Source organism: Campylobacter sp. CFSAN093259, from assembly GCF_012889985.1.
GTDB lineage: Bacteria > Campylobacterota > Campylobacteria > Campylobacterales > Campylobacteraceae > Campylobacter_D > Campylobacter_D jejuni.
Genome location: NZ_CP040617.1, coordinates 1,636,819 through 1,656,826 on the forward strand (window position 1 = coordinate 1,636,819; position 20,008 = coordinate 1,656,826).

The 20,008-nt window shown below is 31.6% G+C and carries 15 protein-coding genes, 5 tRNA genes and 2 pseudogenes; 5 read left to right on the top strand and 17 right to left on the bottom strand.

The window, feature by feature from the left end:
- Positions 1–133 precede the first annotated feature (133 nt).
- The 11 genes and pseudogenes from FBF20_RS08465 to recA form a co-directional block, all read right to left on the bottom strand.
- Positions 134–542: pseudogene (locus FBF20_RS08465) on the bottom strand (hypothetical protein).
- 175 nt (positions 543–717) lie between these two features.
- Positions 718–802: transfer RNA gene (locus FBF20_RS08470), tRNA-Leu, on the bottom strand.
- Between the two features lie 5 nt (positions 803–807).
- Positions 808–884 (bottom strand) — tRNA-Arg (locus FBF20_RS08475).
- A gap of 14 nt (positions 885–898) precedes the next feature.
- Positions 899–975, bottom strand: a tRNA-Arg gene (locus tag FBF20_RS08480).
- A gap of 4 nt (positions 976–979) precedes the next feature.
- Positions 980–1,056: transfer RNA gene (locus tag FBF20_RS08485), tRNA-His, on the bottom strand.
- A 24-nt stretch (positions 1,057–1,080) separates the two neighbouring features.
- A tRNA-Pro gene (locus FBF20_RS08490) sits at positions 1,081–1,158 on the bottom strand.
- A 42-nt stretch (positions 1,159–1,200) separates the two neighbouring features.
- Positions 1,201–2,049 carry a DNA ligase gene (locus tag FBF20_RS08495; protein ID WP_002867530.1) on the bottom strand — a complete coding sequence of 283 codons (849 nt, stop codon included), beginning with the start codon at positions 2,047–2,049 and terminating at the stop codon, positions 1,201–1,203.
- Positions 2,049–2,711, bottom strand: coding sequence for a glycoprotein CgpA (gene cgpA, locus FBF20_RS08500; protein ID WP_002867529.1), 663 nt, complete (start codon positions 2,709–2,711; stop codon positions 2,049–2,051). The genes FBF20_RS08495 and cgpA overlap by 1 nt, the downstream gene beginning before the upstream one ends.
- The gene (locus FBF20_RS08505) at positions 2,701–2,904 is read right to left on the bottom strand and encodes a hypothetical protein (RefSeq protein WP_002839177.1); all 204 of its coding nucleotides are present in this window, start codon (positions 2,902–2,904) and stop codon (positions 2,701–2,703) included. Before FBF20_RS08505 ends, cgpA begins: the two co-directional genes overlap by 11 nt.
- 65 nt (positions 2,905–2,969) lie before the next feature.
- A complete protein-coding gene (eno, locus tag FBF20_RS08510) occupies positions 2,970–4,214 on the bottom strand; it encodes a phosphopyruvate hydratase (protein ID WP_145699601.1) in 1,245 nt (414 codons plus the stop codon).
- Complete coding sequence (gene recA, locus FBF20_RS08515; protein WP_002851424.1) at positions 4,214–5,245, bottom strand: recombinase RecA; 1,032 nt, start codon at positions 5,243–5,245, stop codon at positions 4,214–4,216. Before recA ends, eno begins: the two co-directional genes overlap by 1 nt.
- Before the next feature lie 105 nt (positions 5,246–5,350).
- On the opposite strand from recA, the gene FBF20_RS08520 reads away from it, so the two are divergent.
- From FBF20_RS08520 to FBF20_RS08540, 5 genes and pseudogenes are all read left to right on the top strand, one after another.
- The gene (locus tag FBF20_RS08520) at positions 5,351–6,211 is read left to right on the top strand and encodes a menaquinone biosynthesis family protein (RefSeq protein ID WP_052797069.1); all 861 of its coding nucleotides are present in this window, start codon (positions 5,351–5,353) and stop codon (positions 6,209–6,211) included.
- A gap of 11 nt (positions 6,212–6,222) precedes the next feature.
- Positions 6,223–6,492 carry a flagellar biosynthesis protein FliQ gene (gene fliQ, locus FBF20_RS08525; RefSeq protein ID WP_002851290.1) on the top strand — a complete coding sequence of 90 codons (270 nt, stop codon included), beginning with the start codon at positions 6,223–6,225 and terminating at the stop codon, positions 6,490–6,492.
- Complete coding sequence (locus FBF20_RS08530) at positions 6,489–7,265, top strand: UDP-N-acetylmuramate dehydrogenase (protein ID WP_002874559.1); 777 nt, start codon at positions 6,489–6,491, stop codon at positions 7,263–7,265. Before fliQ ends, FBF20_RS08530 begins: the two co-directional genes overlap by 4 nt.
- Before the next feature lie 209 nt (positions 7,266–7,474).
- Positions 7,475–10,815, top strand: a pseudogene (locus tag FBF20_RS08535) (hypothetical protein).
- Between the two features lie 201 nt (positions 10,816–11,016).
- Positions 11,017–12,771, top strand: a complete 1,755-nt coding sequence (locus FBF20_RS08540) for a hypothetical protein (RefSeq protein ID WP_002851245.1) — start codon at positions 11,017–11,019, stop codon at positions 12,769–12,771.
- A 3-nt stretch (positions 12,772–12,774) separates the two neighbouring features.
- Here FBF20_RS08540 and FBF20_RS08545 read toward each other — a convergent pair whose 3' ends face one another.
- From FBF20_RS08545 to topA, 6 genes are all read right to left on the bottom strand, one after another.
- Positions 12,775–13,542 (bottom strand): hypothetical protein, encoded by a 768-nt coding sequence (locus tag FBF20_RS08545; RefSeq protein WP_079462637.1) that lies wholly within the window; start codon positions 13,540–13,542, stop codon positions 12,775–12,777.
- 39 nt (positions 13,543–13,581) lie between these two features.
- Positions 13,582–14,346, bottom strand: a complete 765-nt coding sequence (locus FBF20_RS08550; protein WP_002868269.1) for a 3'(2'),5'-bisphosphate nucleotidase CysQ — start codon at positions 14,344–14,346, stop codon at positions 13,582–13,584.
- Positions 14,347–14,425: 79 nt separating this feature from the next.
- Entirely contained in the window at positions 14,426–15,694 is a 1,269-nt protein-coding gene (locus FBF20_RS08555) for a citrate synthase (protein ID WP_002858460.1), read from the bottom strand.
- Between the two features lie 114 nt (positions 15,695–15,808).
- Positions 15,809–16,984 carry a cation:proton antiporter gene (locus tag FBF20_RS08560; RefSeq protein ID WP_002855678.1) on the bottom strand — a complete coding sequence of 392 codons (1,176 nt, stop codon included), beginning with the start codon at positions 16,982–16,984 and terminating at the stop codon, positions 15,809–15,811.
- Complete coding sequence (locus FBF20_RS08565) at positions 16,965–17,801, bottom strand: biotin synthase (protein ID WP_002851400.1); 837 nt, start codon at positions 17,799–17,801, stop codon at positions 16,965–16,967. The genes FBF20_RS08560 and FBF20_RS08565 overlap by 20 nt, the downstream gene beginning before the upstream one ends.
- Position 17,802: 1 nt before the next feature.
- Complete coding sequence (gene topA, locus FBF20_RS08570) at positions 17,803–19,905, bottom strand: type I DNA topoisomerase (protein WP_002878738.1); 2,103 nt, start codon at positions 19,903–19,905, stop codon at positions 17,803–17,805.
- Positions 19,906–20,008: the final 103 nt, after the last annotated feature.

Sequence of the window (20,008 nt, forward strand, 5' to 3'; positions counted from 1 at the left end):
AAACTAGAAATTTTTAACTTAAAAAGCTTAAAATTTAGATATACTTTATACTTACTATGTTTTTTCATAGTATGTTCTAATAGTGGATTTCCACTAAGAGTGAAAACTCAAGGCGGATTTTTATTTGCAATATTTACTTAATAGAATAATTATGATCAGCTGTTCCTCCACATAAATACCCCTTCTTATCAAAACTTGCAATTTCGCAAGAAAGAGTAGAGAGCTTAGCTCTTTTACCATCACTAGTTAATATAAGAACTGTCTTATAATAAACATATTTGCTTTATCTAAATATTCTTTTTGTATTATAGCTTGAGTTGAATTATATTCTTTTGGATCAACTTTTGCAACAATATCTGCTTCATAAAAAGTTGCCTTTTTAAAAAGTGGCTGATCTATAATTGGTTTGATACTCTCTTGGAAATATTTGTTTTGCATTTCGCTTGCTGAAACTGGAACTAAATTTTTTTATTAATAACTATCAAATCTGCAAATGCTGACACATTTAAAGCAACTAAAGCTGCTAAAGCTAATTTTTTCATTTTAATCTCCTTGAATTGAATTTTGTATATTTTAATTATTTTTCAAATCTTTTGCAAGATAATTTTTAAATTTATCTAAATTAAATTTGCATTTTATCTAACAATCATAAGAAATTTTAAAATGAAATAAAAATTTATGAGAAATCAACTCTTGTTTGAAAATGATAAAAGTAAGTGGTGCGGATGAAAGGACTTGAACCTTCACGCATTGCTGCACCAGATCCTAAGTCTGGCGTGTCTGCCAATTTCACCACATCCGCTAAAGTGGTACGCCCAAGAGGATTCGAACCTCTGACCTACGGCTTAGAAGGCCGTTGCTCTATCCAGCTGAGCTATGAACGCATATAAAATCTTGGTGGTGCGCCCGATAGGAATCGAACCCATAACCTACAGATCCGAAGTCTGTCGCTCTATCCAGTTGAGCTACGAGCGCTTAGTGGGGTGAGTGATGGGAATTGAACCCACGACCCTCAGGACCACAATCTGATGCTCTAACCGACTGAGCTACACTCACCATTTTGTATAAATTTATAAAAAATGGTCGGGGTGAAAGGATTCGAACCTTCGGCCCCTTGGTCCCAAACCAAGTGCGCTAACCAGACTGCGCTACACCCCGAATAAATAAAAGGAAATATTTTATCACAAAATAATTTTAAAGTCAAGGATTTTCATCTCTTATTCTTAAAAAAACCGGAAAGCGAGGTAAGGAATTTTTGGTCAATCCATTAAATTTATAAGTCACAATACTACCAATTTTTGGAGGATTTTTTCTATCTTCATCTTTTAAACCACTGCCTATTTTAATGATTTGTCCATTAGGCATTTTACAAAGTAAGGCACCTACTTGATTTTCAAATTTACCCTTGCCCTTGCGAAATCCTACTAACTCACACTCTGCATCATCATAGGGTTTTAATTTCATAGCATTTTTACTTCTGCCTTTTTCATAAGGACTTAAATTTTTGCGTATGACAATACCTTCACCTTGATTTTTTATAATGCTTTCGTAAAATTGATTTAAATTATTTTGATTTTCAACTGGAATTTGAGAAATAATTTTTATATAGGCACTAGGATATTTTTGCAAATACTCTTCTAAAACAGCCAAACGATTTTTAAGAGTACAAGTAGAAATTTGAAATTCTTCGCAAGCATTTGGCACATCAAAAATATTATAAGTTACTTCCTTCCATAAGGTCAAATTACTATCGCCACTACGAATTAAAGCTGAAATTTCATCAAATTTATTTCTTGCTATCCAAAGCTCACCATCAATAGCAAAAGGAGGGAAATTTTTTGTAAAAAAGTCAGGAGTTTTTATTTTGTAATTTTGGCGAGTTTTTAGATATTTCCCATCCCAAATTCCACGCACTCCATCAAGTTTTTCGCTCATCAAATAAGCATTAAAATCTTTAGAGTTAAAATCTTGCTTATCGAATTTGCTAAGAAGTAAAATTTCATTAGCAAAAACTAAACAAGCACAACATATTAAAAAAACAAACCTCATCAAAGCAGATTAATCATATATCCAGTTGCATCTTTTTGAATACTATAATTATAAGTTCCATCAAGATATATTACAAGTCGATAATATCCTTTATGAGATCCAAAGTCTATGCGTTTAAAAATAGAATTGCTAAGGCGTATGTTTTTTGTAGGGCTAATCATTTTAGATCTAAAATCTATAACGATTTTACTTGGATTTCCTACTGAAAAATCTGTAATCATTTCATCACTAGTGTTAAGTTTTATTTTATTTTTATAAACCGCATAAGAAATAAAATCATAAATCTTTGCAACCTGCAAAGGTATTTCAACATTGGCTGTTGAGTTTGATTCTTGTTTGGAGCTATTTTTTTCAGGTATAGTAACTGAAACATCGAGTACTTTTGAAGGATCAGGACTTTTAAATCTTGATATAGTATAAGTATCGTGCCAATCAATACTTTTATTGACATCTAAATCGATCTTATCTTCACTTCCGTCTAAATTGATATAATTAAAAGTGATGCTTTTTAAAATTCTTGCACTAGAATTAAATTTAACTTCCTCTTTTTGAAATTCAGGTGGAGCAACCAAGGTTATATTTTGATCTGTCTTAAAAGGATTTTCATCAGCATATAAAAGAGAGGTAAAAATAAAAAATATTGCCAAAATTCTAGTTTTCATTTGGGTATAATCCTTTTAATTCAAAATAATCTTTTTGTGCTTTAGCATTTTGTTCTTTGAGCAAAATAATCTTTTTATTAAGCTCTTCTTTGGTATTTTCTAAGCTTAATAAAGTATCTAAAGAATACTGCCCAAAAAACATATTGCCAAAATAAATCGCTCCAATTACAACAAGAAAAGCCCAAAAAATCATTTTTATAACATGGGTATAAAAACTTTTTTTTCTTGTGCTTTCGTCGTATTCTTTAAGTAAATCGCTCAGAGCTTTTCTCCTAAGTATTCATCGCTTTCAAGTTCAATTTCAAGCAAGCGATTGTATTTTGCGGTTCTTTCACCTCTTGCTAGGGCTCCTGTTTTAATTTGTCCTGTATTTAAAGCCACAGCAAAATCCGCTATAAAAGCATCTTCACTTTCGCCGCTTCTATGACTCATCACACATTTATAGTTATTTCTTTGCGCTAAACGCACAGTTCTCATAGTTTGGGTAATAGTTCCGATTTGATTTGGTTTGATAAGTACAGCATTTGCCATTTTTTTGATGATACCTTCTCTTAAAATATCTTCATTGGTCACAAACAAATCATCGCCTACAAGCTGAATTTTATTGCCCAATTTTTCAGTAAGCTTAATCCAACCTTCAAAGTCATTTTCAGCTAAGCCATCTTCGATACTGCAAATTGGATATTTTGCACAAAGTTCTACATAGCGTTCGATCAAAGCCTCGCTTGAAAAAGCCTTGCCTTCCATGTGGTATTTACCATCTTTGAAAAATTCTGTACTTGCCACATCAAGAGCAATTTTTACACGATTTTCATAACCTGCTTTTTTGATACAAGTCATTAAAAGATCGATAGGTTCTGTGTTGTTAGCTAAATTTGGAGCAAAACCGCCTTCATCACCTAAAGCCGTAGAATGTCCAGAATTTGCGAGTTCTTTTTTTAACATCGCATAAATTTCACAAACTGAACGCAAAGCTTCTTTAAAGCTAGTAAAACCAAAAGGCATGATCATAAATTCTTGAAAATCTACATTGTTGTTTGCATGAGCACCGCCATTTATGATATTACACATTGGCACGGGTAAAATGCTCGCATTTGCACCACCTAAGTAGCGATATAAAGGCATTCCCAAAGCAGCTGCAGCCGCACGAGCTGTTGCCATAGATACGCCTAAAGTCGCATTTGCACCTAAATTTGAGTAATTATTTGTTCCATCGAGCTCACGCAAAGTATCATCAAGTTGAGTTTGATTAAAAGCATCTAGTCCTAAAATTTCATCTGCAATGGTCTCATTGACATTTGCAACAGCTTTTAAAACGCCTTTTCCGCCAAATCTTTCATCATTATCACGCAATTCTAAGGCTTCTTTTGAACCTGTACTTGCACCACTTGGAACTATGGCCGCACCTACACTTCCATCGCTTAGCGTAACTTCGGCTTTTACGGTTGGATTTCCTCTACTATCAAGAACTTCATAGGCTCTAACATCTTCAATTACTAACATTATTCTTCTCCTTCGTCATCTTCGCTACCGCTGATCATACCTTCTATTCCCATAGAATTTTGAATTGCTTTTGTGATTTCATCTGCAATTTCAGGGTTTTCTTTTAAGAAAGCTTTTGAATTTTCTCTACCTTGTCCAAGTTTTTTATCTTTATAAGAAAACCACGCACCACTTTTATCTACGATATCAAGTTTTACACCATAATCGATCAATTCACCTTCACGGCTTAAACCCTCTCCAAACATCACATCAAATTCAGCTTGTCTGAATGGAGGAGCAACTTTATTTTTAACTACTTTTACTTTAACGCGGTTTCCTATAGGTTCTTCGTTTTGTTTTAAGGTTGCTACTTTTCTAACATCTAAACGCACAGAAGCATAAAATTTTAATGCATTTCCACCTGTTGTGGTTTCAGGAGTACCATAACCCATAGCACCGATTTTCATACGAATTTGGTTGATAAAAATTACTGTGGTATTCATTTTATGAACTATACCTGTAAGTTTTCTTAGAGCTTGAGACATAAGTCTTGCTTGAAGTCCTACATGTTGATCGCCCATATCGCCTTCAATTTCTGCTTTTGGAGTAAGTGCTGCAACGCTATCTACTACGATAAGATCTACTGCGCCACTTCTTGCTATAGTTTCTACAATTTCTAAGGCTTGTTCTCCAAAATCAGGCTGAGAAACATACAAATCATCTGTATTTACACCCAAATTTTTAGCATATTTTACATCAAGCGCATGTTCTGCATCGATAAAAGCACAAACTCCACCTGCTTTTTGGCATTCTGCGATAATATGTAAAGTTAGAGTGGTTTTACCTGAACTTTCAGGTCCATAAATTTCTATAATTCTTCCTTTTGGAACACCGCCTATACCTAAAGCAAGATCAAGCCCAACTGAACCTGTGCCTATGCTATCGATTTGCTCGACTTCTTTATCCCCTAGTCTTAAAATAGTGCCTTTTCCAAAGGTTTTATCTAAACTTTTTAGGGCAGCGTCTAGAGATTTTCTTTTATTATCATCCATAACTTTCCTTAAAAATTCTAAATTTTTAGTTAGAATTCTAACAAAATAAAATTAAATAATGATTTATTTTGCTAGAATTAAAGCAAAGATTTAAAGGAAGCATAGATGAAAAAAATTACTATTGCACATTCTCCTGATGCTGATGATATTTTTATGTATATGGCAATTAAATTTGGGTGGATAGGGAATGATTTTGCTTATGAAAATACAGCTTTAGATATACAAACTTTAAATGAATTTGCCTTGAAAAATGAATTTGATGCTACGGCTATTTCTTTTGGGCTTTATCCTTTAATCGCTTCTGAGTATGCACTTTTACGCACAGCAGTGAGTTTTGGTGAAGGTTATGGGCCAAAACTCATCAAGAAAAAAGACACGCATTTAAAAAGAAATTTTAAAGTCGCTTTGAGTGGAGCAAATACCACCAATGCTTTGATTTTTCGTATGAAATACCCTGAAGCAAGAATTATTTATAAGAATTTTTTAGACATTGAAAATGTAGTTTTAAGTGGCGAAGTAGATGCAGGAGTTTTGATCCATGAAAGCATTTTAGAATTTGATCAAAGTCTTTGCGTGGAAGCAGAACTTTGGGATATATGGCTTGAATTTGCTAAAGAAAATTTGCCTTTGCCTTTAGGTGGAATGGCTTTGCGTCGTTCTTTACCTTTAAGCGACGCGATTAAGATCGAAAGAGATTTAACCAATGCTGTAAAAATTGCCGATGCAAATCGTAAAATTTTAGCCCCTATGCTTATGGAAAGAAAACTTATCCGTGTTGATGAAGAAAAACTTGATACTTATCTTAATTTATATGCCAATAAAAACTCTATTAGCATGAATCAAACTCAACTTTTAGCTGTAGATACGCTTTTTAAACTAGGATATGATTATAAATTTTATGATAAAATCATACATGTAAATGATTTTCTTATCCCTAGCGAATACGAAGAAGCTAGAAATTCTTAAAAAGGATAAAAATGGATGAAAGTACCTTAGTTGCTCTTGGAGTGCAAACCTTTAAAATCACACTTTTACTTTCCTTGCCTATGCTTTTAGCAGGACTTATTGCAGGGCTTGTGATCAGTATTTTTCAAGCAACTACACAGATTAACGAAATGACACTTTCTTTTGTTCCTAAAATCATCTTGGTTGTAGTTATTTTAATCTTTTTAATGCCTTGGATGACTACAACTATGATTGATTTTACTGAGAATATACTAAATCAAATTCCAACTTTTATCAAATGATCATTGATTTTAAAAAATACTCTTCTGTGCGTATAGGAAATGAATTTGAAGTTTTAGTTTTGGATCAAATTTGTGATTTTGATGGTTTTTTAATAGGCGGCGCAAATAACCTTTTAGTTAGCCCAAAACCTAAAAATATAGGAATTTTAGGAGATAGTTTTGATTTTATACAAATTTTAGATCAAAATAAAGATTTTATACATCTTCGCATAGGCTGCAAAACAAAATCAAGCAAAATGTATCGCTTTGCTAAAGAAAATAATCTTAAGGGTTTTGAGTATTTAAGCAAAATTCCTGGCACACTTGGTGGTCTTTTGAAAATGAATGCAGGGCTTAAAGGAGAGTGTATCAGTCAAAATTTAATCAAAATTGCTACTTCTGAAGGCGAAATTCTAAGAGCAAATATAAATTTTGATTATCGTTTTTGTCCTTTAAATACGCATTTTTTTTGGGCTGAATTTAAACTAAACTTTGGCTTTGATACCCTTAAAGATGAAGCTTTAAAAAATGCAAGAAGCAACCAACCTAGTGGAGCAAGCTTTGGCTCTATCTTTAAAAATCCGAAAAACGACTTTGCAGGACGTTTAATCGAAGCTGTAGGACTTAAAGGATTTAGCAAGGGAGATGCTATGTTAAGCGATAAACACGCAAATTTTTTAATCAATAAAAAAAATGCAAGTTTTGAAGATGCGTTTTTTCTTATCGAATTGGCTAGAAAAAAAGTCTTTGAAGAATTTGGCACAAACTTAGAAAATGAAGTGATTATAATCTAAACACACAAAACAATAAAAGTCTAAAAAATTTACTCTTAATCTAACTTTAAATAAAATACAAATTCAAACCATATAGTTTTATAATAATAAGTATTTAATAATAATTTAAGTATAATTATTATATAGTCTTCACTATTTTCTTATTATAGTTTTATATTATTTTTAAATATAAACAAGAAAATATAAATATAAAAGGAAAGGGAATATTTATGAATAAAACTGCATTAACTAAAACATACACAAAAGATATACAAAATTCCTGTTTAAATTCTAAAAAGATAGTTTTATCTTTAGCTACTATTTCTTTTTTGGCAAGTTGTACTCATGCTACACTTACTCCTGAAATAAAAACTTACGAAGAGACAAATAGACATGCTAAAGCTAGGTCAGGTCTTCAATCTAGAAATTCGAATAATGAGACTATAAATAATTTACAAACTTCAACTAAAACTATAAGTGGCACCGGCAATACTCTAGTTATAGAAAGTAGTGGAACTATTACTATTTCTAATGGTGGGCAACAAGCAGTAAACTTTCAACCAAATTCTTCAACTTCTACCTTTTTAAATAAAGGAACTCTTATAGGTGGAAATAATACTGCTAGTGTTCAACTAGGAGCAAATGGAAATAACGGTGTTACCATAGAAACCTTTGATAATCAAGGTATCATAGGCAATGGTTCTTCTAAATTTGGAGTAACAGTTTGGGGGGGGGGAGTAAAGATAACCCTAAATCTATAATCAATAATTTTAGTAATAGTGGAACTATTCACTCTAATACTGGTGAAAGTATTTATTTTGGTAACGCCAAAATATCAAGTTTTGTTAATAGTGGGACTATTAAGAGTAATCAAGGTGCAGGAGTAAATATATCTCAAGGAACAAGTATAGAGAATTTTAACAATACCGGAACTATTGAAGGCAAGAAAGATGGAATACAGATAAATGCTAATGTAAAAACATTAATAAATACGGGAACCATAAAAGGACATGCTATATCTATAAGATTAAATGGAACTATAGACCAATTGATCAATGAAGGCATTGTGGATGGTGAAAGTGCTGGTATTTACATGAGCGGAGGTCGTGTTAAAACTCTTACAAATAAAGGTACCATTAATCAAAACAATTCGGCAACTTGGGCTGCTGGTATAAAACTCCAAAATAACAGTACCATAGAAAATATCATCAACACAGGATCTATCCATTCTAATGCTTTTGGAATATCTGTAACTGGTGGTAAATTTGGAACACTTACTATAAAAGATGGAGGTCAAGTTTATGGAAAATACTCGGCAATAGGAGTGGGTCAATCGCAAACTCTAGGAGATTTATATATAGATGGAAGTTCAAGTAAAATTTATGGAGAAGAAAATGGAATTGTATTAGATGCTAACTCACGAACTCAAAAAATAGAACTTAAAAATGGTGGCATTATAAAAGGTAAGATCCATGGTATAAGATTGGATAATGGTGCCTCTTTAAGTGGAGAAATGATTTTATCTGGCGAAGGTTCTAGGGTAGAAGGTGGAAGTGGTGCTGGTATATTGAATCGAAGTGGAAAAATAGAAGGCTCTATAACCATAAAAGATGGAGCAACTGTTACGGCTACTTCGAATCACGCCATAGCTAACTATCGCTCAGGAAGTATAACAGGTGGTATTACTGTTAGTGGGAAAAACACTAAACTTCAAGGAAATATAAGCAATATAGGTAATGCTTCTATAGGTAGTGATATCAAGATAGAAGATGGAGCTAAGGTAGAAGGTGGTCTTGTTAATCAAGGTAATGGAAGTATCTCAGGAAGTGTTCAAGTAAGTGGTGGTAGTAGTATTGATTCCATTACCAATGAGGGTAATGGAGCTATTTCTGGTTCAATTACTGTAGATAAAGATAGTAAACTTGATTCTATCACTAACACTTCTACATCATCTACAGGTATAAGTGGTTCTATTACTAACAATAGTGATAATAAGCTTAAAATTTCTAATTCAGGTAATATCGGTGGTAAGATTGAAAGTACAGGTAGTGCTGATATGGTGATTAGCAATAGTAATGGTGGAACTATTAGTGGCGGTATTAGTTCTTCAGGAAGTGGAAGCACTAGTATTTCCAATTCACAAGGCTCAACCATAAATAACGGCATCACTGTTTCAGGATCAGCACAAGTTGAAATCTCCAATCAAGGCTCAGTAGGTAAAGATAAAAATGGTAATACAGTAACTAACAATGGTAGTGGTAGTGTTGGAATCAAAGATTGGCTTGTTTCTACAGATAAAAACACAGGTAAATTAAACACTGTGGTTATAGGTGGAAGTGGTAAAGATAATGTAAAAGTAGAAAACATCACCGTAGATCAAAGCAATGTTGATCTTGAAGAGCTAAACGATATAAACAACATCATCTCAGGTGTTAATCAAAACAATATTGGCAATATAGGAACCAATGGAAGTGGAGAAATATCTTTAAGCTTTGATCCAATAACAGGAAAGCTTACTACAGATTTTAATCTTAATGCTTCCATATCAGGTGCAACCTTTAGATCTTTAATCTCTACTACTTCAAGAAGATCAACCTTTATAGATAATGTTATGGGTAATTCTATGCAAAGCTTTGCTTTAGCTTCTTCAAGTAAATCTCAAAGCATCGCTATGTCTGAAAAGGGTAATTTATATGCAGATGCAAGTGATTATATAAAGAGTGATTTAAATAATGGAAGCTATGGTTCTAATAAAGAACATTCTTTATTCATCCTTCCTTATACTTCTTCACAGAATGTTGAACTTTCTTTAAATGAAGAAAGTAAAGGACACACTAAAGGAACCATTATAGGTTATTCTACTTTAAAAGACAGTGGAATATATGGTGTGTATGCAGGTTATGAAGATACAAAAATGGGTTCAACTTATTTTGATATTAATAATAGAACCTATTATGCAGGTTTAAAATACTTTAATACCTTATTTACTACAGAAAAAGGTCAAGAAGTTTATATCAAAGCTCAAGGTAAAGCTGCTTTGATTAAAAATGATTTAACTGAAAAAATAGGAAATAATGAAGCTAAAGCTGAACCTAATTCTTATGCTTATGGAGTCAATACAGCCTTAGGTATGAATTTTATTTCTAATAAAGATATATTCTCTCCTGAAATAGGTCTTGCTTATGAAGTAGGTTATACTGAAGCTTTTTCTATGAAAGACACCATAGGACAAGCAACAGTTAAAGGTGGAGAAAGAACCTATGCAAACTATTTAAATCTTTTCTCTACTAAAACAAGTCTTACTTGGTTTAGAGATTGGTTGCCTAATTTAAAAACTTCAGTAGAACTTGGAGCTAAGTTTAATATCAATCCTAAAGTAGAAGCTGAGGCTAGATTTGGTAATATAAAAGTAAGTGATGAGTTTGATTTACCAAGAGTACAAAAATTTGTAAGCACTTCTTTTATCGTTCCTGTTAATGAAGCTTTCTATTTTAGTTTAAACTATAATGGAATGTTTGATAAAGATGGCAATACCCATACAGGATTTGCTCAGTTTAATTATCTTTGGTAATCTTATAAAAGATAATACTTAGTTTAATTAGTTTACTCTCCTACTTGTTAAAAATTTCATCCTGATAATTTTAAAATTATTAGGATGGATGTTTTTATTGTATTTATTTTTGTTTTATTATTTAATTTTATAAAAATATAATTATCTTTTTATGCAACTTATAAGATAATATTGGATTTAATGTAACCATCAAGGAAAAATATGTTTGATAAAATTCATTATTATTATTTTAATGCTAATTATGAAAAATGTTTGAACTTGAGTGAGCAATTTTTAAAAGAAAGTCCAAAATTTGCTTTAGAATTTGCTACGCTTTCTTCTTATAAACTTTCTCTTTTTCAAAAAGCTTTATATTATGCTCAAGAGCTTTTTTCTTTAAATCCTACAAGTTTTAATGGTCTTATGCTTGCTAAAAGCTATATTGAAAATTTAAGACTTGATGAAGCCTTGAATTTATTACAAACACTTTTAACTCGCAAAGATGATTTAGAGGATGAACTTAAGTTAGAATTGGCTTTTATTTATAAACTGAGTAATAAACTAGAAGAATCTGAACAAATTTTCAAAGAATTGCTTTCTAAAGATATGTATAATCTTAATCTATGGAAAAATTATGCAGAAATTTATTTTAAACATGATTTTACTAAGGCATTAAATGCACATGAGCACTTGTGTCATTTTATGCAAGATTTGATTGATAAACTACAAAAAGGAATCATTGCTGAACAAACCAATCTTAATTTAGTCAAACTCGAAGATAGGCTTCATAGTAAAACCAAAGAAAATCTTACCATTTCTAAAATAGAAGATTTTTTAACTCATCAAATTTTACCCCAAAAAGCATACTTGCTTTTTAAGCTTTTTAGAATATCTGATTCTTTAGAACTTTTTCAATCACTACAAGAAGCCAATCAACACCATGCACAGTTTTGGCAAAACTATGCTAAGGTATTAGAATTTAACTCAAACTATCAAGAAGCTTATCATGCTTATAAAAAATGTCTTAGCTTGGATTCTCATGCAACCTATCAATTTGATTTGGCTTATCTTTTGATGCGTATGGGAGTGGATGATAATTTTGAAGAGGGCAAGAAATATTATGAAAGCAGATTATTTTATGCTCATAATGAAACTTTTTCTACTTATCATTATAATGAAAGCCTAAAAGCTTTTAATAAATTTGGCGTTGATGCTTTTAAAAATAAAGAAGTTTTAGTATTTTGCGAGCAAGGCTTTGGCGATACTATAATGTATGCAAGATGCTTAGAAAAACTTTGCAAAATCGCTTCAAAGGTTTTATTTGCTCCTCAAAGTGCCATGTATGAAATGTTTAAAAATCAAATCAAATTTTTAAATCAAAATGATGATATTTTTAAAAATGTAAAGGTTTTAAAAAATCTACCTACAAATTTTGATTATGCTATTCCTATTTGTTCTTTGCCTTTTTTTATTGATATTAAGCTTGATGAGATTTTACGATTAAAAACACCTATATTGCCACAGAAAAAACCGCATAATCAAAGAAAAAAACTTGGTATTTTTTATGCTACTCCTAATGCTGAAAATTCTGATTTATTAAGAAATGTAAAATTTGAATTTTTATTTGATGTATTAAAAGACTTAGATTATGAGATCATTTCTTTTCAAATGCAATTAAAAGAAGAATTGCCTAAGGTAATAGAAGATAGAAGCAAGCTTATAAAAAATTGGAATGATACTCTAAATTATTTATATGATATTGACTGTATGCTTAGTATTGATAGTGCTATAGCGCATTTAAGTTTAGCTATGGATATTCCTACTATAGTTCTTTTACATCCTAGATTTGATTGGCGTTGGGGAAAATTTGAAAATCCTAAAAGTTATTTTTGGCCAAAAGCAAAATGTTTTATCATAAAAGAACAAGAAGAAACAAAAAGAAATTTGCAAAAACTGATTAAAGATATTTTAAACTAAAGCTTAGTTTAAGAGCTTTAGGTGGAAAATTTGGTTTTTGATAACATCAGCTAGCATTTTTGGCATTTGATTTACAATATCTTGATAATTTTGCTTTGCATCTTGATTTTTTAATGTCAAATTTAATTTTGCATTTTTTGCTACAAGAATTTTTCCATTGCTTGTAGAAATAATTTTAAAATTAACACTAGCCACACCCTCTTTACTAGTTGTGATAAAATAATTTGTAATATTTACATAAAAATCTTGCAAATTTACCACCACAACATAATCTGTAAATTTGGCATACATTTTAGCCTTATCTTTTTCTTGTGTTAAAAAAGGACTTACATTTATAAGTTTTGCATCCTTAGGGCTAAAATATGACAAAGTTTTAGGACTTTGATAAATACCATTTGCAGCAGAATTAACCCAATTAAGCTTTAAACTTTGAATCAAATTTTTAGCAAATAATGTAGAAAATTCCTTATCACTCACCCTAAAACCATCTAAAAAATAACCAAAATTTTTCCTAGAAGTTAATACAATGGCAAAATCAATATCTTTATCTTTGGTGATTTGCGATTTTTTTTCAATCAAGGTAGAACTATCAAACAATGCTTTTTGTTGATTTAGATTTGGATTTGCAACATTTTGATTTAGATCTATTACTTCAAAACTATCTGCGCTTTTTTCAATTTTAATAACTTTTTTCTGAGAAAAATTATTCGCTAAAAGATTAGAACTTAAAACTAAACTTAAAAATAAAATGAAACAATACCTCATCTTCATCCTTATAAACTATTTAAATATAAAATTATACTCTTTATTTTATAAAAAATCTTGTAAAAAATTCCTAGATGAAACACAAATAAAAGGATTGGATTTATAACTTAAAGGGTTATATAAAATGTATTTTTTAGAAAAATCGCCCATAAATCCTCCATTTTGATTAATCAAAAAATCTCCTGCTACAATATCCCAAATATTAAGCTTTTCAAATCTTTTATAAACTCCTGCCCTAGCCTCTAAAATAGCACAAAATTTCAATCCAGAGCCTATATTAATAGCTTCTAATTGATGCTCTTTTGCAAAGTCTTCATCTTCTTTGCTAAGATGATTAACACTCAATAAGGCTTTATATTTATTTTTCTCGTATTCTTGCTGGTCAATTTGCAAAGGTTTATCGTTTTTATAAACCTTGGTTTTTGCATGAGCATAGAATATATCACCTTTTGATGGATTTTGTATGAGCGATAAAACAGGGCGATTGTCATGAACCAAACTTATCATAACGCAAAATTCATCACTGCCTTTTAAAAAACCACTTGTTCCATCAAGAGGATCGATAAGCCAAAAAGTTTTTAATTCTTCACACTCTTCTTTGCTGAGTAATTTTTCTTCTGATAGAATTTTAATATCCGTAGAACCCAAAATATCATTTAGAATTTTATTAGAAGCAAGATCTGCTGATGTAAGCGGGCTTTTATCTTCTTTTTCCCAAGTTTTGAAATTTTTTCTCTCTTCTAAAATAGCTTTAGAAGCTTGATTGCTAGCATTTATAGCAATTTCTAAAAATTTATCAAGATTAAGCATGATTATAAACTTTCTATAAGATTTTTTAAAATTATACAAGAAGATTTTGTGGAATTTTTAATTTCCACAAAAATTTTAATTAAATTTTACTAGTTTCACCCAAATAAAGTTGTCTTGGACGGACTATTTTAAGACTTTCTTGCTCTTTTTGTTCTATCCACTGAGCTATCCATCCTGGGGTGCGCCCTATAACAAATAAAGTAGCAAACATTTCATTTGGAATACCTAAGGCTTTTAAAATAAGTCCACTATGAAAATCAACATTCGGATATAACCCTCTTTGAACAAAATAATCATCGCTTAAAGCAATCTCTTCTATACGCGTTGCTACTTTAATAAGATTGGTATCAATACCCAACTCATCAATAAGTTGATCACGAAGCTTTTTCAGTACTTTTGCTCTAGGATCAAAATTTTTATAAACCCTATGCCCAAAGCCCATCAAGCGGAAAGGATCGTTTTTATCCTTAGCTCTTTTGATGAATTCATCTACCCTATCAACACTACCTATTTGCTCAAGCATTCTAATAACACCTTCATTAGCTCCACCATGTGCATGACCCCAAAGCGCACCAATACCTGCTGCTATACAGGCATAAGGATGAACATGAGTTGAACCCACAGCACGAACTGTTGAAGTTGAAGCATTTTGCTCATGATCTGCATGAAGCATAAAAACTGTATCAAGTGCTTTTACTTCTATAGGTCTAAGCTCTACATGATCGTAAGGATAGGTTCTTAACATATATAAGAAATTTTCTGTAAAACCACGATCTAAATTTGGATAAGCCATAGGAAAGCCGTGTTTATATCTATAAGCGGTGGCCACTATAGTAGGGATTTTAGCTACTATTCTAGCTGCCATTTCCATATATTCTTCTTTTACATTCATGTTTAAATGATCAGGATAAAAAGCACTAAGCGATGAAACAGCACCTTGTAAAACTGCCATAGGATGAGCATTATCAGGGAAAGAATCAAAAAGACGGTGCATACCTTCATGGATAAAAGAACGCTTTTTCATTTCATAACGAAATGCTTCAAGACGCGTAGCATCAGGTAATTCTTTATAAAGTAAAAGATGAACCACATCTAAATAAAGTTTGTTTTCAGCAAGCCACTCTATAGGATAGCCACGGTGCATTAAAATTCCATTTTCTCCATCAATATAAGTGATTTTTGATTTACAAGTAGCTGTAGAAGTCAAGCCCTCATCATAAGAAAACATTCCTGTTTGTTTATAAAAACTTGACATATCTACAACGCTTGGCCCAGTTGTACCATCATATATAGGAAATTCATAGCTTTTTCCATTTCTATTATCGGTTATAGTAACGGAATTTGACATTTTCGCTCCTTTTATTGTTACTTTTATTAATTCTAACAAAAAAGGGCGATTATGAGTTTTTTTATTATTAAATTTTTAAGATTTTGTTTGCTTTTTTGAGTAAAAAAGTAACTTTCATTTTTTGGAATTAGAAAGAAATTTAATCATACTCATAACAATAATAGCCTCAAATAACGCTGTTAAAATAAGCGCTGAATAAAGCTTCTCATCAATAACCTTGCCCGAATAACCCAAAGTAGCTGTTGCTATAAGCAAGGTTAAAGGCATAGAATGACTAAGACCAAATAAAATCATATTTTTAAAACCAATTCTTTTTAAAAAAACACTTGCACATAAAATTCTTAAACCCACCATAACAAACATAAGTAAAAATGCTTGTAAAACGATTTTATAATCTAAAATCATTTTAAGATCAAAGGTTGAACCTATATGGATAAAAAAAATAGGGATCAAAAACCCGTGTCCAAAAGTAGAAAGCTTGTGCTCAAGATCTTTTTTATGATCAAAAAAAGTAGCTATAAATGAACCTGCTATAAAAGAACCAAGAACGATTTCAAGTTTTGTAATAACCATAGCAACAATGATCAGTATAAAAATGGCCATACAAAATCTTATATCTTTTTCATTTTTATCTTCCCATGGCATAAGCACAACTTTAAGCTGAGGATACCACCAAAAAAGCACACCAAGCATTTTAAATCCAAGCAAACAAAGCCCCAAAAAGATATTAAGATATAAAATACTTTGCGCTACATCAATAATACCTGTTCCTTCGCGCAAAAAAGCTCCCGCTATAGTCAAAAGCACAATAGAAATCACCTCAGCTAAAGTAGCCACTATCATAGCAATATTTAGCCAATAACACTCTTTTCCAAAATCCTTAAAAAGTAAAGATAAAAGCCCTACACTCATCACAGGTATAATGATAACAAATACTAAAGAAAGTCCAAAAATCCATACTATAAAAGAAGATAAAGCGTAAAGTAAAAAAATATAAAAAAAACTTTTTTTAGCAATTTCTTTATCCATATTAAAGAAGGCTCTTAAATTTACCTCCATACCCGCTATAAACATTAGATAATAAAAACCTACATTTGCCAAAAGTGCAAAATTTTCACTTTTTCCTATGAAACCAAAATGCGCTATTATTGCCCCTAAAATAATTTCAGTAGCTGAAAGAGGCAAGCGTAAAATTTTTGCAATATGCGGAGAAAAAAGTAAGCATAAAGCTATAACAATAAGAATTTTTAAATCAATTAAAGCCTGTGTATCAATGACACTCTGATGCAAAAGTAAATCCCATTTCTTTTAATTTTATTATATCTTGACTTGGTTCTTCACCTTTAGTGGTTAAATAATCCCCTATAACAATAGCCCCAGCACCTGCTTGAAAAATTTCATATTGTCTTTCTCGTAATACCACTTCACGCCCACCTGCTACCATTACCACGCTTTGCGGTAAAGCCTCTTTGGTATCACGAACAATTTTTAAGGCTTCATCAGCGCTAAGTCTTGGAACTTGTAGTTTTAAATTTTCATTTGCTATAAAAAAATTAATAGGCGTTGAAAAAGGTTGTAATTCTTGCAAAGATTTTCTAAAACTTAGCCTATCTTCTTCACTCTCACCCATACCATAGATTCCACCACAACAAAGCATAAGCCCTGCTTCTTTAGCGTTTAAATTGGTTTGAAATCTACTTTCCCAAGTATGCGTGGTGCAAATTTGTGGAAAAAATTCCTTAGAACTTTCAAGATTGTGATTATAAGAAAAAATTCCTGCTTTTTTAAGTTCTTTGAGTTGTTCCACGCTTGCCATGCCATTACAGGCAATTAAAAGCAAGTTAGGCACTTCTTTTTGCACGGCCTTAGCAGCTTCGCAAACATACTCAAGCTTTTCATCATCAAGCCCAAGTCCTGCTGTAACCAAACAAAAACCCAAGGCTTCATTTTTCTTTGCCATTTTTGCTTCTAAAACGATTTGTGAAAGTTCTTTACGACGATATTTTTGAATATCTGTTTTTACATGAGCGCTTTGGGTGCAGTATTTACAGTCTTCTGAACAATTTCCACTCGCTATATTTGAAATAGCACAAAGCATGATTTGCATTCTAATCCTTCATTTCTTTTTTGATTTTACACTTTAAACATTCTAAGAATGTACCTTTTTTAAGCTCTTTTATCACTAAAGTTTCGCCACACTCTTCGCATTTTTCTTCACTTGGTTTGTATTTGCTTATAAAATTGCATTTTGGATAAGCACTACAGCCATAAAATTTACCACGTTTTGAAAAGCGTTCTACGATTTCACCTTTTTGACAACTTGGACAAGTAATGCCTGTACCATTAGCTTTAGGTTTTGCGGCTGTATTTTCGCTTTCGTTTTTGCTTTCACCTTTTAAATTTCTTGAATACTTGCATTTTGGGAAATTTAAACACGCTACAAATTCTCCAAAACGCCCTTTTCTAATAGCAAGCTCTCCGCCACAATCAGGACAACTTTCGCCTAGTTTTGTGACAGTTTTTTGACTAGCTATTTTTGTTTTTCCTTCTTCGATTTTTCTCATAAAAGGATAGTAAAATTCTTTTAAAGTTTCTTGCCAATCTGCCTTATCTTCTGCGATTTCATCTAGGGTATTTTCAAGGTTTGAAGTAAATTTACTATCTACTATATCGCTAAAATTTTTCTCAAGCACTTCGGTTACATTAAAAGCAACATCGCTAGGAATGAGTTGTTTTTTATCTATTGTTACATAATCACGGCTTGTAAGTATAGAAATGGTTGGTGCATAAGTAGAAGGGCGACCTATGCCTAAACTTTCAAGTTTTTTTACAAGTCCTGCTTCTGAATACCTTGAAGGTGGTTCGGTAAAATGTGAGTTCATTTCTAAATTTTGCACTTTTAAATTTTGGCCTATTTTAAAATTTGGCAAAATTTTATCCTTATCCATATCACCATAAACTTTATAATATCCATCAAAAAGGATTTTTCTACCGCTTATTTTAAAAACTGCTCTATCATTTTTTACAAATACATTTTGAGTTTGAGAGATAGCAGGACTCATCTGACAGGCTAAAAAGCGATTGTAAATAAGTGTGTAAAGTTTTAACTCATCTTTGTCTAAAAATTTAGCCGCAATTTCTGGAGTAAAACTTAAATTTGTAGGGCGTATAGCTTCATGAGCTTCTTGAGCGCCTTTAGTCTTTGTAGTATATACATTTGCTTTGCTTGGAAGATAGTCCTTGCCAAAATTTGCTTGTATGAATTTTCTTGCATTTTCTACTGCTTCTTTGGCTAAATTTAAACTATCGGTTCTCATATAAGTAATAACCCCCATCACGCCTTCATGGGTATTTACTCCTTCATAGAGCTTTTGAGCTATCATCATGGTTTTTTTAGGGTTAAAACCAAGGCGATTGCTGGCACTTTGTTGTAAAGTTGAAGTCATAAAAGGAGGCGGCGGAGCGATTTTTCTTTCTTTGCTTTCAATGTCACTTATACTATAAACTTCATTTTTACAAGCTTCTAGTATAAGTTTAGCACGATCTTTGTTGGTAATGGTAAGTTTTTCTATCTTGGCTTTATCAAACTCAACTAGTTCTGCATCTAAATCTTTTTGAAAAATCATATCAATACTAAAGTATTCTAGGGGTACAAAGGCACGAATTTCTTTTTCACGATCGACTATGATCTTTAAAGCCGCACTTTGAACACGCCCAGCACTAAGTCCTCTTTGAATTTTTTGTCCTAATAAAGGGCTGAGCTTATACCCTACAATGCGATCTAAAAGACGTCTGGTTTGCTGAGCATTTACAGAGTGCATGTTTAATTTTCTTGGATTTTTTAAAGCATTTTCTATAGCGCTTTTAGTGATTTCATGAAAAACAATGCGTGGTAAGGTGTTTTCATCTTTTCCTATAGCTTTTGCAATATGATAGGCTATAGCCTCTCCTTCTCTATCTTCATCCGTTGCAAGATAGACTTCTTTGGCATCTTTGGCTTTGCTTTTAAGTTCTTTAACTAAGGCGCTATGATCACTTGTGATTCTATACTCAGGGATAAATTCATCATCTTCTATTTTAATCCCAAAGCTTGATTTAGGCAAATCTCTAATATGTCCTTTAGAAGCGATAACTTCATAATCTTTTCCCAAAAAATTTCCTATGGTTTTAGCTTTTGCAGGAGATTCTACTATGATTAAATTTTTCTTCATTTTGCACCCTTGTTAAATAAAAAGCTGAATTTAGCTAAAAATATTTAAAATTCTACTTATAAAATATATTTTAATCAAGCTAAAATATTTTAAAAACAAAACT

Coding starts and splice junctions, on each gene's coding strand:
- FBF20_RS08495 (WP_002867530.1), bottom strand. CDS start 2,049: ATGAGGTTTGTTTTTTTAATATGTTGTGCTTGTTTAGTTTTTGCTAAT.
- cgpA (WP_002867529.1), bottom strand. CDS start 2,711: ATGAAAACTAGAATTTTGGCAATATTTTTTATTTTTACCTCTCTTTTA.
- FBF20_RS08505 (WP_002839177.1), bottom strand. CDS start 2,904: ATGATTTTTTGGGCTTTTCTTGTTGTAATTGGAGCGATTTATTTTGGC.
- eno (WP_145699601.1), bottom strand. CDS start 4,214: ATGTTAGTAATTGAAGATGTTAGAGCCTATGAAGTTCTTGATAGTAGA.
- recA (WP_002851424.1), bottom strand. CDS start 5,245: ATGGATGATAATAAAAGAAAATCTCTAGACGCTGCCCTAAAAAGTTTA.
- FBF20_RS08520 (WP_052797069.1), top strand. CDS start 5,351: ATGAAAAAAATTACTATTGCACATTCTCCTGATGCTGATGATATTTTT.
- fliQ (WP_002851290.1), top strand. CDS start 6,223: ATGGATGAAAGTACCTTAGTTGCTCTTGGAGTGCAAACCTTTAAAATC.
- FBF20_RS08530 (WP_002874559.1), top strand. CDS start 6,489: ATGATCATTGATTTTAAAAAATACTCTTCTGTGCGTATAGGAAATGAA.
- FBF20_RS08540 (WP_002851245.1), top strand. CDS start 11,017: ATGTTTGATAAAATTCATTATTATTATTTTAATGCTAATTATGAAAAA.
- FBF20_RS08545 (WP_079462637.1), bottom strand. CDS start 13,542: ATGAAGATGAGGTATTGTTTCATTTTATTTTTAAGTTTAGTTTTAAGT.
- FBF20_RS08550 (WP_002868269.1), bottom strand. CDS start 14,346: ATGCTTAATCTTGATAAATTTTTAGAAATTGCTATAAATGCTAGCAAT.
- FBF20_RS08555 (WP_002858460.1), bottom strand. CDS start 15,694: ATGTCAAATTCCGTTACTATAACCGATAATAGAAATGGAAAAAGCTAT.
- FBF20_RS08565 (WP_002851400.1), bottom strand. CDS start 17,801: ATGCAAATCATGCTTTGTGCTATTTCAAATATAGCGAGTGGAAATTGT.
- topA (WP_002878738.1), bottom strand. CDS start 19,905: ATGAAGAAAAATTTAATCATAGTAGAATCTCCTGCAAAAGCTAAAACC.